The following is a 12865-nucleotide window of genomic DNA, read 5'->3' on the forward strand; positions in this document are numbered from 1 at the left end:
CCGCCTGGCACCCGCCTCCGCGTCCGGTCGGCCCCGCGTTCCGCGCTCAGGGCCGGACGAGCAGTTGGAACTCGAAGGCGTACCCCGAGGCGCGGTAGATGTGGGTGCCGTACTCGACCGCGCGGCCGGTGTCGTCGTACGCGGTGCGTCGCATGGTGAGCAGGGCCGCGCCCGCCGGTTCGTCCAGGCGTTCCGCTTCGCCGGCGCCGGCCGAGCGGGCGCCGACCGACTGGCGGGCGCTGTGCAGGGTGATGCCGGCCGCACGCATCATGCGGTACAGCCCGGTCGACTCCAGCCGGGCGGTGTCGAGGTCCAGGAGTCCCTCGGGGATGTGATTGCACAGGACGGCCACGGGCCGGCCGTGGGTGAGGCGCAGTCGTTCCAGACGGTGGACTCCGCCGCCCTCCGCGATGCCCAGCGCGGCGGCGACCTCGGCGTCCGCCGGCTCGACCGCGTTGTGCAGGACGAGAGTCGTGGGGCACTGGCCCGCGCTCTCCAAGTCGTCGTAGAGGCTGGTGAGTTCCAGCGGGCGCTTCACCTGGCTGTGCACGACCTGCGTACCCACGCCGCGCCGACGGACCAGGAGTCCCTTGTCGACCAGGGTCTGGATGGCCTGGCGGACGGTGGGGCGGGACAGGCCGAGGCGTCCCGCGAGTTCGACCTCGTTCCCGAGCAGGCTTCCGGCGGCGGGTGTGCCCCGCTGGATCGCTGCCTCCAACTGCCGTGCGAGCTGGTAGTAGAGCGGCACGGGACTGTTCCGGTCGAGCGTGAAGTCGAGGTCCGCGGGCGGGACTGCGGTCGTCGCCCGCGGGGATCCGGCGGCCTGCCGGGTTCGCCCCCTTGGCATCGTGTCCTCCTGACGGTCGGTCCACCGGGCCCCCGGTGCGGGGGTCCTCGGGCGGCGGGGAGTTCAGAGGTGGTGCCGGCGGTCGGCGGCCCGACGGTCGTACCGTTCACGGGCACGTACGGCGGGTTCGCGGGAGGCGACCTCCGCGACGGGCACGTCCCACCAGGCCTCGGCCGCCGGGGCGGTGGGCGCCGGGTCGGTCTCGACGTACACGCAGGTCGGCCGCTGCGAGCCGCGCGCTTCGGCGAGGGCGTGGCGGAGTTCGCCCACGGTCTTGGCGCGGAGGACGTCCATGCCGAGGCTGGCGGCGTTGGCGGCGAGGTCCACCGGGAGCGGGTCGCCGGAGAAGGTGCCGTCGGGGGCGCGGTAGCGGTAGGCGGTTCCGAAGCGTTCGCCGCCGGTCTCCTCGGACAGGCCTCCGATGGAGGCGTAACCGTGGTTCTGGATCAGCACCAGGTTGACGGGCAGGTGCTCCTGGACGGCGGTGACGATCTCGGTGGGCATCATCAGGTACGTACCGTCGCCGACCAGTGCCCAGACCGGGGTGTCCGGCGCGGCCTGCTGGACTCCGACGGCGGCCGGGATCTCGTAGCCCATGCAGGAGTAGCCGTACTCCAGGTGGTACTGGCGCGGGCCGCGGGCCCGCCACAGTTTGTGCAGGTCGCCGGGCAGCGATCCGGCCGCGTTGACGATCACGTCGTCGTCGCCGACGACGGAGTCCAGGACGCCGAGGACCTGCGTCTGGGTCGGGACCGCGTGCTCGTCCGGTGCGCGGAAGGCCGCCCCGACGATCCCCTCCCAACGGCGTTTGCCCTCGCGGTACTCGGCCTCGTACGCGGGGTCGACGCGGTGCCCGGTGAGGGCCGCGGTCAGCGCCTCCAGGCCGGTGCGCGCGTCCGCCACCAGGGGCCGGGCGGCGAGCTTGTGGGCGTCGAGGCCGGTGATGTTGAGGTTGACGAAGCGGACGGCGGGATTCTGGAACAGTGTCCGGGACGCGGTGGTGAAGTCGCTGTAGCGGGTGCCGACGCCGATGACCAGGTCCGCGGTGCGCGCGACGGCGTCGCAGACGGCGGTGCCGGTGTGGCCGATGCCGCCGAGGTCGGCGGGGTGGTCGTGGCGCAGCGATCCCTTGCCGGCCTGGGTGGAGGCGACCGGGACTCCGGTGGCGTCGGCGAACGCCAGGAGGGCGTCCTCGGCCTCGCTGTGGTGCACTCCCCCGCCCGCGACGAGGAGAGGGCGCCGGGCGGCGCGGATCGCCCGTACGGCCTCGGCGAGTTCGACCGGGTCGGGCGCGGGACGGCGTACCGGCCACACGCGTTCCGCGAAGAACGCCTCGGGCCAGTCGTACGCCTCCGCTTGTACGTCCTGGGGCAGCGCGAGCGTGACGGCGCCGGTCTCGGCAGGGTCGGTCAGGACGCGCATGGCGCTCAGCGCGGACGGGATCAGTGCCTCCGGGCGCGTGATCCGGTCGAAGTAGCGGGAGACCGGGCGCAGTGCGTCGTTGACGGAGACGTCGGCCTCGACGGGGTGCTCCAGCTGCTGCAGCAGTGGATCGGCGGAGCGGGCGGCGAAGTAGTCGCCCGGCAGGAGCAGTACGGGCAGCCGGTTGATCGTCGCGAGGGCCGCGCCGGTGACGAGGTTGGTGGCGCCGGGGCCGATCGAGGTGGTGACGGCCTGCGCGGAGAGGCGGTCGAGCTGGCGGGCGTGGGCGACGGCCGCGTGCACCATGGCCTGTTCGTTGCGCCCCTGGTGGAAGGGCATGGCGTCCTCGCCGGCCTCCAGCAGCGCCTGTCCGATGCCGGCCACGTTGCCGTGTCCGAAGATGCCCCAGGTGCCGGCGATCAGCCGGTGGCGTACGCCGTCGCGCTCGCTGTACTGGACGGACAGGAAGCGCACCAGGGCCTGAGCGGTCGTCAGGCGGCGCGTGGTGGGGCTCATCGGGACCTCTCGGGGGCGGTGTAGAGGGGCAGTCGGGGGTCTACGGGCTGCTCGGCCCAGGTGTCGCGGATCCAGGCGTGGTCGGGGTGGTCGCAGATCAGCCAGGCGCGCTCGGTGCCGGGTCCCGCCATGACGTTCAGGTAGTACATGTGGTGGCCCGGCACGGCCATGGACGGTCCGTGCCAGCCGTCGGGGACGAGGACGACGTCCCCGTCGCGGACCTCGGCGAGCACGTCCGTGCCGCGTCCGTCTCCCCAGGGCGAGACGCGGTGGTAGCCGAGGCCCGGCGTGCCCCGGTGGCCGGCGAACTCGAAGTAGTAGATCTCCTCCAGTTCGGACTCGGTGCCCGGCCGGTGCTCGTCGTGCTTGTGCGGAGGGAAGGAGGACCAGTTGCCGCCGGGGGTGATCACCTCGACGGCGATGAGGCTGTCGCACTCGAACCCGTACTCCGGGCCGGCTCCGGCGGGGGCCGCGGCGGCGAAGTTGTTGACCTGCCGGGAGCAGGTGCCGCTGCCGCGCAGTTCGACCGGCACGTTCGAGGCGGGGCCGTAGCGTGCGGGCAGCCGGCGGGTGCAGCGGGCTCCGGTGAGCGCGAACCGTCCGCCGCCCTCGGAGACGATCGAGACGTGGGCGTCGCGAGGCAGGTACGCGAAGTCGGTGACGCCGCTGAAGACATCGGCCCGGCCGGTCAAGGGGAACGATTCGCCGTCGACGGAGACGGCGCATCCGCCGGACAGCGGAAGCACGATCCATTCGCTGTCGCCGGTGTCGAGGCCGTGCGTGCCGCCGGGCGGCAGTTCCAGCACGCGCAGGCTGGAGTGGCCCCAGCCCGCCGACCCGGGGTTCACGTCCACGGCGTAGGCGCCGGTCGCGGCCTTGCCCGCGGGGAGATGGTGCGCGGTGGTCATCGGGCGGCTCCTGCAAGGGGGTTGGGACGGTGATTCGTGCATGGGGTTCGGGCGGTGGCTCGGGCAAGGGGGTTCGGACGGGTGGCTCGTGCGCCGATCGGGCTGGTGCCTAGTCCTCGGGACTGGGCTGGTGCCTCGTCCACAGGACCGAGCGGGAAGCTCGTCCACAAGATCGGGCGAGTGGCTTCGTCCACGGACCGGGCGGGAGGCTCGCCCACCGGACCGGGCGGGAGGCCGTGCGCAGGGCGTCAATCGGGTTGCTCCTGCCCGGAGTTCGGGCAAGCGGCTGCCGCGCAGGGCCGGCGGGAGGCTCCCGCACGGTGGTTCAGAGCAGCCCGACCGCGGTGTCCACCGCGGTCTCCACGCTGCCTTCGGCGGGATACAGCAGCGACCGGCCGACGACCATGCCCTGGACGGTCGGCAGCCGCAGGGCCTTGCGCCATCTCTCGTAGGCGCCCTCCTGGTCCCCGGCCACATCGCCCCCGAGCAGCACCGCGGGCAGGGTGGAGGTCTCCAGCACCTGGGCCATGTCGTCGGGGTCGGTGGTGACGGGGAGTTTGAGCCAGGTGTAGGCGGAGGTGCCGCCGAGCCCAGAGGCGATGGCGATGGAACGGGTGACGGCCTCGGCGCCGAGGTCGTTGCGGACCGTGCCGTCCACCCGGCGCGAGACGAACGGCTCGACGAACAGCGGGAGTCGCCGGGCCGCCATGTCGTCGACGGCACGGGCGGCGCTCTCCAGGGTCTCCAGTGATCCGGGGTCGTCGTGGTCGATGCGCAGCAGGAGCTTGCCGGCGTCGAAGCGGAGCCGTTCGATGTCCTCGGCGCGGTGGCCGGTGAAGCGGTCGTCCATCTCGAATGACGACCCGGCGAGCCCGCCACGGTTCATGGAGCCCATCACGACCTTTCCCTCCAGGACGCCCAGGAGCAGCAGGTCCTCGAGGATGTCGGCGGTGCCGAGCACCCCGTCCACGCCGGGCCGTGACAGCGCGACGCAGAGACGTTCGAGGAGATCCGCGCGGTTCGCCATGGCGAGCCGGTGACCGCCGACGCCGAGCGCGCCGCGGGCGGGGTGGTCGGCGGCGACGATCATCAGCCGGCCGCTGTCGCCGACGAACGGGCGGCGGACACGGCGGGCGGCCGCCTCTGCGATGGCCTCCGGGTGCCGGGCACGCACCGTGACGAGGTCGGGGATGCTGATACTCAAGTCGGGCTCCGTTCGGGGGTGGCCTCGGTCAGCCGCGCGCGAGAAGGTCCTCGACCTCGGACTCGGTGGGCATGGCGGAGGAGCAGGCGAGCCGGGACGCGACGATCGCCCCGGCCGCGTTGGCGTACCGGATGGTCTTCTCCAACGGCAGGCCGGCCAGCAGACCGTGGCAGAGCGAGCCGCCGAACGCGTCTCCCGCGCCGAGGCCGTTGACGACCTCGACGGGGACGGGCGGGACCTCGGCTACGGTGCCGTCGCGGTGGACGGCGAGGACTCCGTCCGGGCCCTTTTTGACGACGGCGAGTTCGACGCCCGCGTCGAGCAACGCCTGGGCGCAGGCGTGCGGTTCGCGGACGCCGGTGGCGATCTCGCACTCGTCGAGATTGCCGACGGCCACGGTGGCGTGGCGCAGTGCCTCGGCGTAGTACGGGCGCGCGGATTCGGGGTCCTTCCAGAACATGGGGCGCCAGTCGAGGTCGAAGACGGTGATCCCCGACCTGCCGCGCGCCTTGAGCGCGGCGAGCGTGGCCGAGCGGCTGGGCTCCTCGCTGAGGCCGGTGCCGGTGATCCAGAAGACGCGTGCCGAGCGGATGGCGAAGAAGTCCAGTTCGTCGGTGTGGATCTCCAGGTCCGGCGCCTTGGGCTGCCGGTAGAAGTACAGCGGGAAGTCGTCGGGCGGGAAGATCTCGCAGAACGTGACCGGTGTGGGGTAGGCCTCCACCGGTATGACCCAGCGGTCGTCGACGCCGAACTCCTTGAGTGCCTGGTGGAGGTAGCCGCCGAAGGGGTCCCGACCCGTGCGGGTGATCACCGCGGTGCTCCGGCCGAGCCGTGCGGCGGCGACCGCGACGTTGGACGCGGAGCCGCCGAGGAACTTCCCGAAGGACTCGACCTGTGCGAGTGGAACACCCGTCTGCAGGGGGTAGAGATCGACGCCTATGCGTCCCATGGTGATGAGGTCGAAGGAATCAGCGGACTCAGGCATGCGTGACGCTCCTGATGCGTGGGATGCGGGCCGATGGGGCGCCCGATGCCTCTTAGGTGTAGGACCCTCCGTTCTCCCCTGTCAAGAGTATGTACGGACATTCGGACCTGCTCCTGAAATGATGTCTTAACAAAGTATTGACAGGCGGGTACAACAGGGACTTGTATCCCGTCCCAACGAAGCAGCCGCGGCACCACCACACGACCCGGACCCCCGGTCCGGGCCCCGCTGGGTCTTGCGCCCCGCGCCGTCCCCTTCCCTTTCCCCCGTCGCACAGTGAGGTGCTGGAAAGATGGACCGCACGTTTCACGCCCGTTCACGCAGAATCGCCCCGCTCGTAGCGGTGGCGGCGGCATCCGCCCTCCTGGTCGCCGGCTGTTCCAGCAGCTCGGGCGGCAAGAAGGCGGAGGAGAGCAGCGCCGACGGGTCGGCCGGCAAGGCCAACACGCCCCGGATGACGGTCGCGCTGGTCACGCACCAGGCCCCCGGCGACACGTTCTGGGACATCGTCCGCAAGGGTGCGGAGGCCGCGGCCGCCAAGGACAACATCAAGCTCGTCTACTCCGCGGACCCGAACGCGGGCACCCAGGCCAACTTCGTCCAGAACGCGATCGACCAGAAGGTCGACGGCATCGCCATCACCCTCGCCAAGCCGGACGCCATGAAGGACGTCGTGGGCAGGGCGAAGTCGGCGGGCATACCCGTGGTCGGGCTCAACTCCGGTGTCAGCGACTGGAAGAAGCTGGGCCTGATGTCGTTCTTCGGCCAGGACGAGACGGTCGCGGGTGAGGCGCTCGGCAACAAGCTCAACGCGGAAGGCGCCAAGAAGGCCGTCTGCGTGATCCAGGAGCAGGGCAACATCGGTCTGACCCAGCGCTGCGACGGCGTGAAGAAGACGTTCAGCGGCTCGACCGAGACGCTCTACGTCAACGGCACCGACATGCCGTCCGTGAAGTCGACGATCACCGCGAAGCTCAAGCAGGACAAGGCCATCGACTACGTCGTCGCCCTCGGCGCCCCCTTCGCGCTGACCGCCGTGCAGTCGGTGGGCGACGCCGGCAGCAAGGCGAAGATCGCCACCTTCGACCTCAACAAGGACCTGACCACGGCCATCGGCAAGGGCACCATCCAGTTCGCCGTCGACCAGCAGCCCTACCTCCAGGGCTATCTGGCGGTCGACTCCCTCTGGCTCTACAAGAACAACGGCAACTACAGCGGCGGCGGTGAGCAGCCGACCCTGACCGGCCCGGCCTTCGTCGACAAGAGCAACGTCGACGCCGTCGCCAAGTTCGCCTCGAAGGGCACCCGGTGATGAGCATGGCCCAACAGGCTGAGCCGGCGGTGACCACACCGCCGGCCCCCGGCCCCAAGGAGACCGACGGGCGGACGGCGCAACGCCCCCTGGCGCTCAGACTGCTCGCCCGCCCCGAGGTCGGTGTCTTCCTCGGTGCGGTCGCCGTGTTCGTCTTCTTCCTCGCGGCGGCGCCGTCGGTCCGCTCCGGCAGCTCGATGGCGACCGTGCTCTACCAGTCGTCGACGATCGGCATCATGGCCCTGCCGGTGGCCCTGCTGATGATCGGCGGCGAGTTCGACCTGTCCTCCGGCGTCGCCGTGATCACCTCGGCGCTCACCGCGAGCATGCTCAGCTACCAACTGACCATGAACGTCTGGGCAGGCGTGATCACCGCCCTCGTGGTGTCCCTGGCGATCGGCGCGTTCAACGGCTGGATGATGGTCCGCACCGGGCTGCCGAGCTTCCTCGTCACCCTCGGCACCTTCCTGATCCTGCAGGGCGTGAACCTCGCGATCACCAAATCGGTGACCGGCAACGTGGCCACCGACGACATCAGCAACATGGACGGCTTCGGCCAGGCGCGGAAGATCTTCGCCTCGTCCTTCGACGTCGGCGGCGTCCAGGTGAAGATCACCATCGTGTGGTGGCTGGTCTTCGCCGCGCTCGCCACCTGGGTGCTGCTCCGCACCAAGTACGGCAACTGGATCTTCGCGGTCGGCGGCAACCAGGAGAGCGCCCGCGCGGTCGGCGTGCCGGTGACCTTCACCAAGATCACGCTGTTCATGACCGTGGGCTTCGGCGCCTGGTTCGTGGGCATGCACCAGCTGTTCTCCTTCAACACCGTGCAGTCGGGCGAGGGCGTCGGCCAGGAGCTGATCTACATCGCCGCCGCGGTGATCGGCGGCTGCCTGCTCACCGGCGGCTACGGCTCCGCGATCGGCCCGGTCTTCGGCGCCTTCATGTTCGGCATGGTGAACCAGGGCATCGTCTACGCCGGTTGGAACCCCGACTGGTTCAAGGCCTTCCTCGGCGTGATGCTGCTCGGCGCCACGCTCATCAATCTGTGGGTCCGCCGCACGGCGACCCGGAGGTGAACCGACTCATGACCAGCAAGGGTTCCGGCCCCTCCGGCGCCGTACTCCAGGACACCCCGCCCGACGACGGTACCGCCCCGATCGTCGAACTCCGCGCCGCCGGCAAGTCGTACGGCAACATCCGCGCCCTGCACGGCGTCTCCCTCACCGTCCGCCCGGGCCAGGTCACCTGTGTCCTCGGCGACAACGGTGCCGGCAAGTCCACCCTCATCAAGATCATCTCCGGGCTGCACCAGCACACCGAGGGCGAGTTCCTCGTCGACGGGCGGCCGGTCCGCTTCGGCAGCCCGCGCGAGGCCCTCGACGCCGGCATCGCCACCGTGTACCAGGATCTCGCCACCGTCCCGCTGATGCCGGTCTGGCGGAACTTCTTCCTGGGCTCCGAGATGACCCGCGGCCCCTGGCCGGTACGGCGCCTCGACATCGCGCGGATGAAGCGGACCGCCGACCAGGAACTGCGCAACATGGGCATCGTCCTGGACGACCTGGACCAGCCCATCGGCACCCTGTCCGGCGGCCAGCGCCAGTCCGTGGCCATCGCCCGCGCCGTCTACTTCGGCGCCCGCGTGCTCATCCTCGACGAGCCGACCGCGGCGCTCGGCGTCAAGCAGTCCGGCGTCGTCCTCAAGTACATCGCCGCCGCCCGCGACCGCGGACTCGGCGTCATCTTCATCACCCACAACCCGCACCACGCCTACATGGTCGGTGACCACTTCAGCGTCCTGCGGCTCGGCACCATGGAGCTCAGCGCGGACCGCGACGAGGTGGGCCTGGAGGAGCTCACCAACCACATGGCAGGCGGCGCCGAACTCGCCGCGCTCAAGCACGAACTGGCGCAGGTGCGCGGCGTCGACGTCGAGGGGCTCCCGGAAGCCGAGGACCTCCAGGCCACCGCCCCCGTATCGGCCACTCCGGAAGGGACCCCCTGACATGACCCAAGCCCTGGACCGCATCCGGGTCGGCTCGGCCCCGGACTCCTGGGGCGTCTGGTTCCGCGACGACCCGCACCAGGTGCCCTGGGAACGCTTCCTGGACGAGGTCGCCGAGGCGGGCTACTCCTGGATCGAGCTCGGCCCGTACGGCTATCTGCCGACCGACCCGGCCCGGCTCGCCGACGAGGTGGCCGCGCGCGACCTGCGGGTGTCGGCCGGGACGGTCTTCACCTCCCTGCACCACGGGCCGGCCGTGTGGGACGCGACCTGGGAGCACGTCGGCCAGGTCGCCGCGCTCACCCGCGCCATGGGCGCCCGGCACCTGGTGGTCATCCCCTCCTTCTGGCGCGACGACAAGACCGCCGAGCTCCTCGAACCGCGGGAGCTGACCGCCGAGCAGTGGGCCCATCTGACCAAGGGCATGGAACGGCTCGGTCACGAGGTCAGGGAGACGTACGGTCTCGACATCGTCGTCCACCCGCACGCGGACACCCACATCGACACCGAGGACCACGTCGAACGCTTCCTCGACTCCACCGACTCCGACCTCGTCAACCTGTGCCTGGACACCGGGCACTACGCCTACTGCGGCGGCGACAGCGTCAAGCTCATCGAGACCTACGGCGAACGCATCGGCTACCTCCACCTCAAGCAGGTGGACCCGGCCGTCCTCGCCGACGTCGTCGAGAACGAGGTGCCGTTCGGTCCCGCCGTGCAGCGCGGTGTGATGTGCGAACCCCCCACGGGCGTACCGGATCTGGAGCCGGTGCTGGCCGCCGCCCAGCGACTGGGCGTCGACCTGTTCGGCATCGTCGAGCAGGACATGTACCCCTGCGAGCCGGACAAGCCGCTGCCCATCGCCGTCCGCACCCGCGCGTTCCTCCGCTCCTGCGGCGCCTGACCACCCGAAGGGACCACCGACCACCATGACCCAGCACGCAACCCTCGGGGTCGCCGTCATCGGCACCGGCCGGATGGGCGCCGACCATGTGCGTCGCATCTCCGAGGTGACCAGCGGGGCGCGGGTGAGCGCCGTCGTGGACATCGACGCCGAGCGGGCCAAGCAGCTCGCCGACGGCATCGGCGGCTGCACCGCGTACACGGACCCGGCCGCCGCGCTGGCCGCGGACGACGTCGACGCCGTGATCGTCGCCTCCCCCGGACCCGCGCACGAGGCGGCGCTCCTCACCGCCTTCGAACACGACCTGCCGGTGCTGTGCGAGAAGCCGCTCACCCCGGACGCGGCGTCGGCGCTGCGGGTCATGGAGGCCGAACAGCGGCTCGGCCACCGGCGGGTCCAGGTCGGGTTCATGCGGCGCTACGACGCCGAGTACCTGCGGCTCAAGGCGCTGCTGGACAGCGGTCAGCTGGGCCGGCCGCTGATGCTGCACAACCGGCACCGCAACGCCGACGTCCTGCCGTACTTCACCGAGCAGATGCTCATCAACGACTCCGTCGTGCACGAGATGGACGTCGCCCGCTGGCTGCTGGACCAGGAGATCACCGCGATCACGGTGATGAAGCCGAGGCCCTCGGGCAACGCGCCCGAGGGTCTGTCCGACCCGCAGTTCGTCGTGTTCGAGACGGACGGGGGCGTCCTGGTCGACGTGGAGATCTACGCGAACTGCCGCTTCGGCTACCAGGTGCAGGCCGAGGCGGTCTGCGAGAACGGCACGGCACGCATCGGCGAGGCCCACGGCATGATGGTCAACACGGCCGGACGGTGGGGCGGTTCCATCGCCCCCGACTTCGTGGAGCGCTTCGTGGACGCCTACGACCGTGAGGTGCAGGCCTGGGTCGACGCCACTCTGCGCGGCGAGGTCACCGGCCCCAGCAGCTGGGACGGCTACGCGGCGGCCGCCGTCTGCGAGGCGGGGGTGCGTGCCCAGGCGGAGGGCTGCCGCACGGAGGTCGAGCTGATCGACCGGCCCGCGCTGTACCGCTGAACCGGCGGCCGTCCACCCGGCGGTGCCGCCCCGCCGGTTCCCGCGGCCTTCCCGCTTCCGGAGACCGGTCGCGGTGCCGGGGGCGCCGCTCACCGGTCACGGTAGCGGGGGCGCCGCTCACCGGTCGCGGTACCGGGGGGCGCCGCCCGGGCACCGGGCGGATCGGGCGTGCGCGGCGCGGTGCCCCCGGCCGTTTGTCCGCGCCTGCGGGCGGCCCCGGGGACACCGGCGCTCCGTCCCCGCCTCGCGCACGCATCCGGCGGGGGTCGAACACGACTCGTCGGCGCCGGAAGCGTCCGCCCACGTGACCATCACCTGGCGAGCGCCGATACTTCTGACTATGGACTGCCGATTGACCATGGACTGTCGATTCAGCCCGTCCTCAGCGCTCCCCCGTCCGACGGCCGTGCACCGCCGCCGTCGACGGATCGGCGTCAACCCCGCCGCGGTCCGCTTCCCGACGCCCCGGAGCACCCAGACCACACACCACCTCCAGCTCCTCCGACCTGGGCGGACACCCGTCGGAGGCACAGCTGCCAGGCCCACCAGGAGGTTTCCATGAAGATGCTCATCAACGTGGCCGAGACGGTGGTCGCGGACGCGCTGCGGGGCATGGCGGCAGCGCACCCGGAGCTGACGGTGGACGTCGAGAACCGGGTGATCGTACGGCGGGACGCCCCCGTGGCCGGCAAGGTGGGCCTCGTCTCCGGCGGCGGCTCGGGGCACGAGCCGCTCCATGGTGGTTTCGTGGGTCCCGGGATGCTCTCGGCGGCCTGTCCGGGCGAGGTCTTCACCTCGCCGGTGCCGGATCAGATGGTGCGTGCCGCGGCGGCCGTGGACAGCGGCGCCGGCGTGCTGTTCATCGTCAAGAACTACACGGGCGACGTCCTCAACTTCGACATGGCGGCGGAGCTCGCCGAGGACGAGGGCATCCAAGTCGCGAAGGTCCTCGTCAACGACGACGTCGCGGTCACCGACAGCCTCTACACCGCCGGACGACGCGGTACCGGGGCGACCCTCTTCGTGGAGAAGATCGCGGGCGCCGCGGCCGACGAGGGCGCGCCGCTGGAACGCGTCCAGTCGATCGCCCGGCAGGTCAACGAGAACTCGCGCAGCTTCGGCGTGGCCCTCAGCGCCTGCACGACCCCGGCCAAGGGCAGTCCCACCTTCGACCTGCCGCCCGGGGAGCTGGAGCTGGGCGTGGGCATCCACGGCGAGCCGGGCCGGGAACGGCGGGCGATGATGACCTCGCGGGAGATCGCCGACTTCTCGGTGCACGCGATCCTGGAGGACCTCGAACCGCGCAACCCCGTCCTGGTCCTGGTGAACGGCATGGGCGCGACCCCGCTGATCGAGCTGTACGGCTTCAACGCGGAGGTGCAGCGGGTGCTGAGCGAGCGAGGCGTGCCCGTCGCGCGCACACTGGTCGGCAACTACGTCACCTCACTGGACATGGCCGGCGCTTCAGTGACGCTGTGCCAGGTCGACGAGGAGCTGCTGCGGCTGTGGGACGCACCGGTGAATACGCCCGGACTGCGCTGGGGCGTGTGAACCCGGTCAACAGGCAGTCGGGTGGAGGCGGGGTGGTCAGGTGAACCCGGTCAGCAGCGGTCGGCGGCTGGCCGGAGGGAGCCGCCGATGCCTTGTGAGCTCGGTTCACGAGGAGCCAGGCGGAGGGGGCGGGATGATCGGGACGACGGGACGTTGTGAGCTCGAT

The 12865-nt window shown here is 71.2% G+C and carries 11 protein-coding genes; 6 read left to right on the forward strand and 5 right to left on the reverse strand.

What is annotated here, in order from left to right:
* Positions 1-46: 46 nt before the first annotated feature.
* The 5 genes from BKI49_RS01910 to iolC all read right to left on the reverse strand — a co-directional run bounded on the left by BKI49_RS01910 (position 47) and on the right by iolC (position 5882).
* Positions 47-847 carry a GntR family transcriptional regulator gene (locus BKI49_RS01910; protein WP_095932410.1) on the reverse strand — a complete coding sequence of 267 codons (801 nt, stop codon included), beginning with the start codon at positions 845-847 and terminating at the stop codon, positions 47-49.
* Positions 848-910: 63 nt separating this feature from the next.
* Entirely contained in the window at positions 911-2785 is a 1875-nt protein-coding gene (gene iolD, locus BKI49_RS01915) for a 3D-(3,5/4)-trihydroxycyclohexane-1,2-dione acylhydrolase (decyclizing) (protein WP_095932411.1), read from the reverse strand.
* Positions 2782-3693: a 5-deoxy-glucuronate isomerase gene (gene iolB, locus BKI49_RS01920; protein ID WP_095932412.1), complete on the reverse strand. Its 912-nt coding sequence runs from the start codon at positions 3691-3693 to the stop codon at positions 2782-2784. Before iolB ends, iolD begins: the two co-directional genes overlap by 4 nt.
* Before the next feature lie 325 nt (positions 3694-4018).
* Positions 4019-4897: a Cgl0159 family (beta/alpha)8-fold protein gene (locus BKI49_RS01925; RefSeq protein ID WP_095932413.1), complete on the reverse strand. Its 879-nt coding sequence runs from the start codon at positions 4895-4897 to the stop codon at positions 4019-4021.
* 28 nt (positions 4898-4925) lie between these two features.
* On the reverse strand, positions 4926-5882 hold the full coding sequence (gene iolC / locus BKI49_RS01930) for a 5-dehydro-2-deoxygluconokinase (RefSeq protein ID WP_095932414.1): 957 nt from the start codon (positions 5880-5882) through the stop codon (positions 4926-4928).
* 292 nt (positions 5883-6174) lie between these two features.
* Here iolC and BKI49_RS01935 point away from each other — a divergent pair, with 292 nt between their 5' ends.
* The 6 genes from BKI49_RS01935 (at position 6175) to dhaK (ending at position 12699) form a co-directional block, all read left to right on the forward strand.
* Entirely contained in the window at positions 6175-7194 is a 1020-nt protein-coding gene (locus tag BKI49_RS01935) for a sugar ABC transporter substrate-binding protein (protein ID WP_095932415.1), read from the forward strand.
* The gene (locus BKI49_RS01940) at positions 7194-8270 is read left to right on the forward strand and encodes an ABC transporter permease (protein WP_179332299.1); all 1077 of its coding nucleotides are present in this window, start codon (positions 7194-7196) and stop codon (positions 8268-8270) included. Before BKI49_RS01935 ends, BKI49_RS01940 begins: the two co-directional genes overlap by 1 nt.
* An 8-nt stretch (positions 8271-8278) precedes the next feature.
* Positions 8279-9199, forward strand: coding sequence for an ATP-binding cassette domain-containing protein (locus tag BKI49_RS01945; RefSeq protein ID WP_095932600.1), 921 nt, complete (start codon positions 8279-8281; stop codon positions 9197-9199).
* A gap of 1 nt (position 9200) precedes the next feature.
* Positions 9201-10103 carry a sugar phosphate isomerase/epimerase family protein gene (locus BKI49_RS01950; protein ID WP_095932417.1) on the forward strand — a complete coding sequence of 301 codons (903 nt, stop codon included), beginning with the start codon at positions 9201-9203 and terminating at the stop codon, positions 10101-10103.
* Between the two features lie 25 nt (positions 10104-10128).
* A complete protein-coding gene (locus tag BKI49_RS01955) occupies positions 10129-11148 on the forward strand; it encodes a Gfo/Idh/MocA family protein (protein ID WP_095932418.1) in 1020 nt (339 codons plus the stop codon).
* Between the two features lie 558 nt (positions 11149-11706).
* Positions 11707-12699, forward strand: a complete 993-nt coding sequence (dhaK, locus tag BKI49_RS01960) for a dihydroxyacetone kinase subunit DhaK (RefSeq protein ID WP_095932419.1) — start codon at positions 11707-11709, stop codon at positions 12697-12699.
* Positions 12700-12865: the final 166 nt, after the last annotated feature.

This window comes from Streptomyces sp. Tue6028, assembly GCF_002300165.1.
Taxonomy (GTDB): Bacteria; Actinomycetota; Actinomycetes; order Streptomycetales; family Streptomycetaceae; genus Streptomyces; species Streptomyces siamensis.

What these genes read in the sequence shown, in the direction of transcription:
- BKI49_RS01910 (WP_095932410.1), bottom strand. Translation starts at nt 847, where the DNA reads ATGCCAAGGGGGCGAACCCGGCAGGCCGCCGGATCCCCGCGGGCGACG.
- iolD (WP_095932411.1), bottom strand. Translation starts at nt 2,785, where the DNA reads ATGAGCCCCACCACGCGCCGCCTGACGACCGCTCAGGCCCTGGTGCGC.
- iolB (WP_095932412.1), bottom strand. Translation starts at nt 3,693, where the DNA reads ATGACCACCGCGCACCATCTCCCCGCGGGCAAGGCCGCGACCGGCGCC.
- iolC (WP_095932414.1), bottom strand. Translation starts at nt 5,882, where the DNA reads ATGCCTGAGTCCGCTGATTCCTTCGACCTCATCACCATGGGACGCATA.
- BKI49_RS01935 (WP_095932415.1), top strand. Translation starts at nt 6,175, where the DNA reads ATGGACCGCACGTTTCACGCCCGTTCACGCAGAATCGCCCCGCTCGTA.
- BKI49_RS01940 (WP_179332299.1), top strand. Translation starts at nt 7,194, where the DNA reads ATGAGCATGGCCCAACAGGCTGAGCCGGCGGTGACCACACCGCCGGCC.
- BKI49_RS01945 (WP_095932600.1), top strand. Translation starts at nt 8,279, where the DNA reads ATGACCAGCAAGGGTTCCGGCCCCTCCGGCGCCGTACTCCAGGACACC.
- BKI49_RS01950 (WP_095932417.1), top strand. Translation starts at nt 9,201, where the DNA reads ATGACCCAAGCCCTGGACCGCATCCGGGTCGGCTCGGCCCCGGACTCC.
- BKI49_RS01955 (WP_095932418.1), top strand. Translation starts at nt 10,129, where the DNA reads ATGACCCAGCACGCAACCCTCGGGGTCGCCGTCATCGGCACCGGCCGG.
- dhaK (WP_095932419.1), top strand. Translation starts at nt 11,707, where the DNA reads ATGAAGATGCTCATCAACGTGGCCGAGACGGTGGTCGCGGACGCGCTG.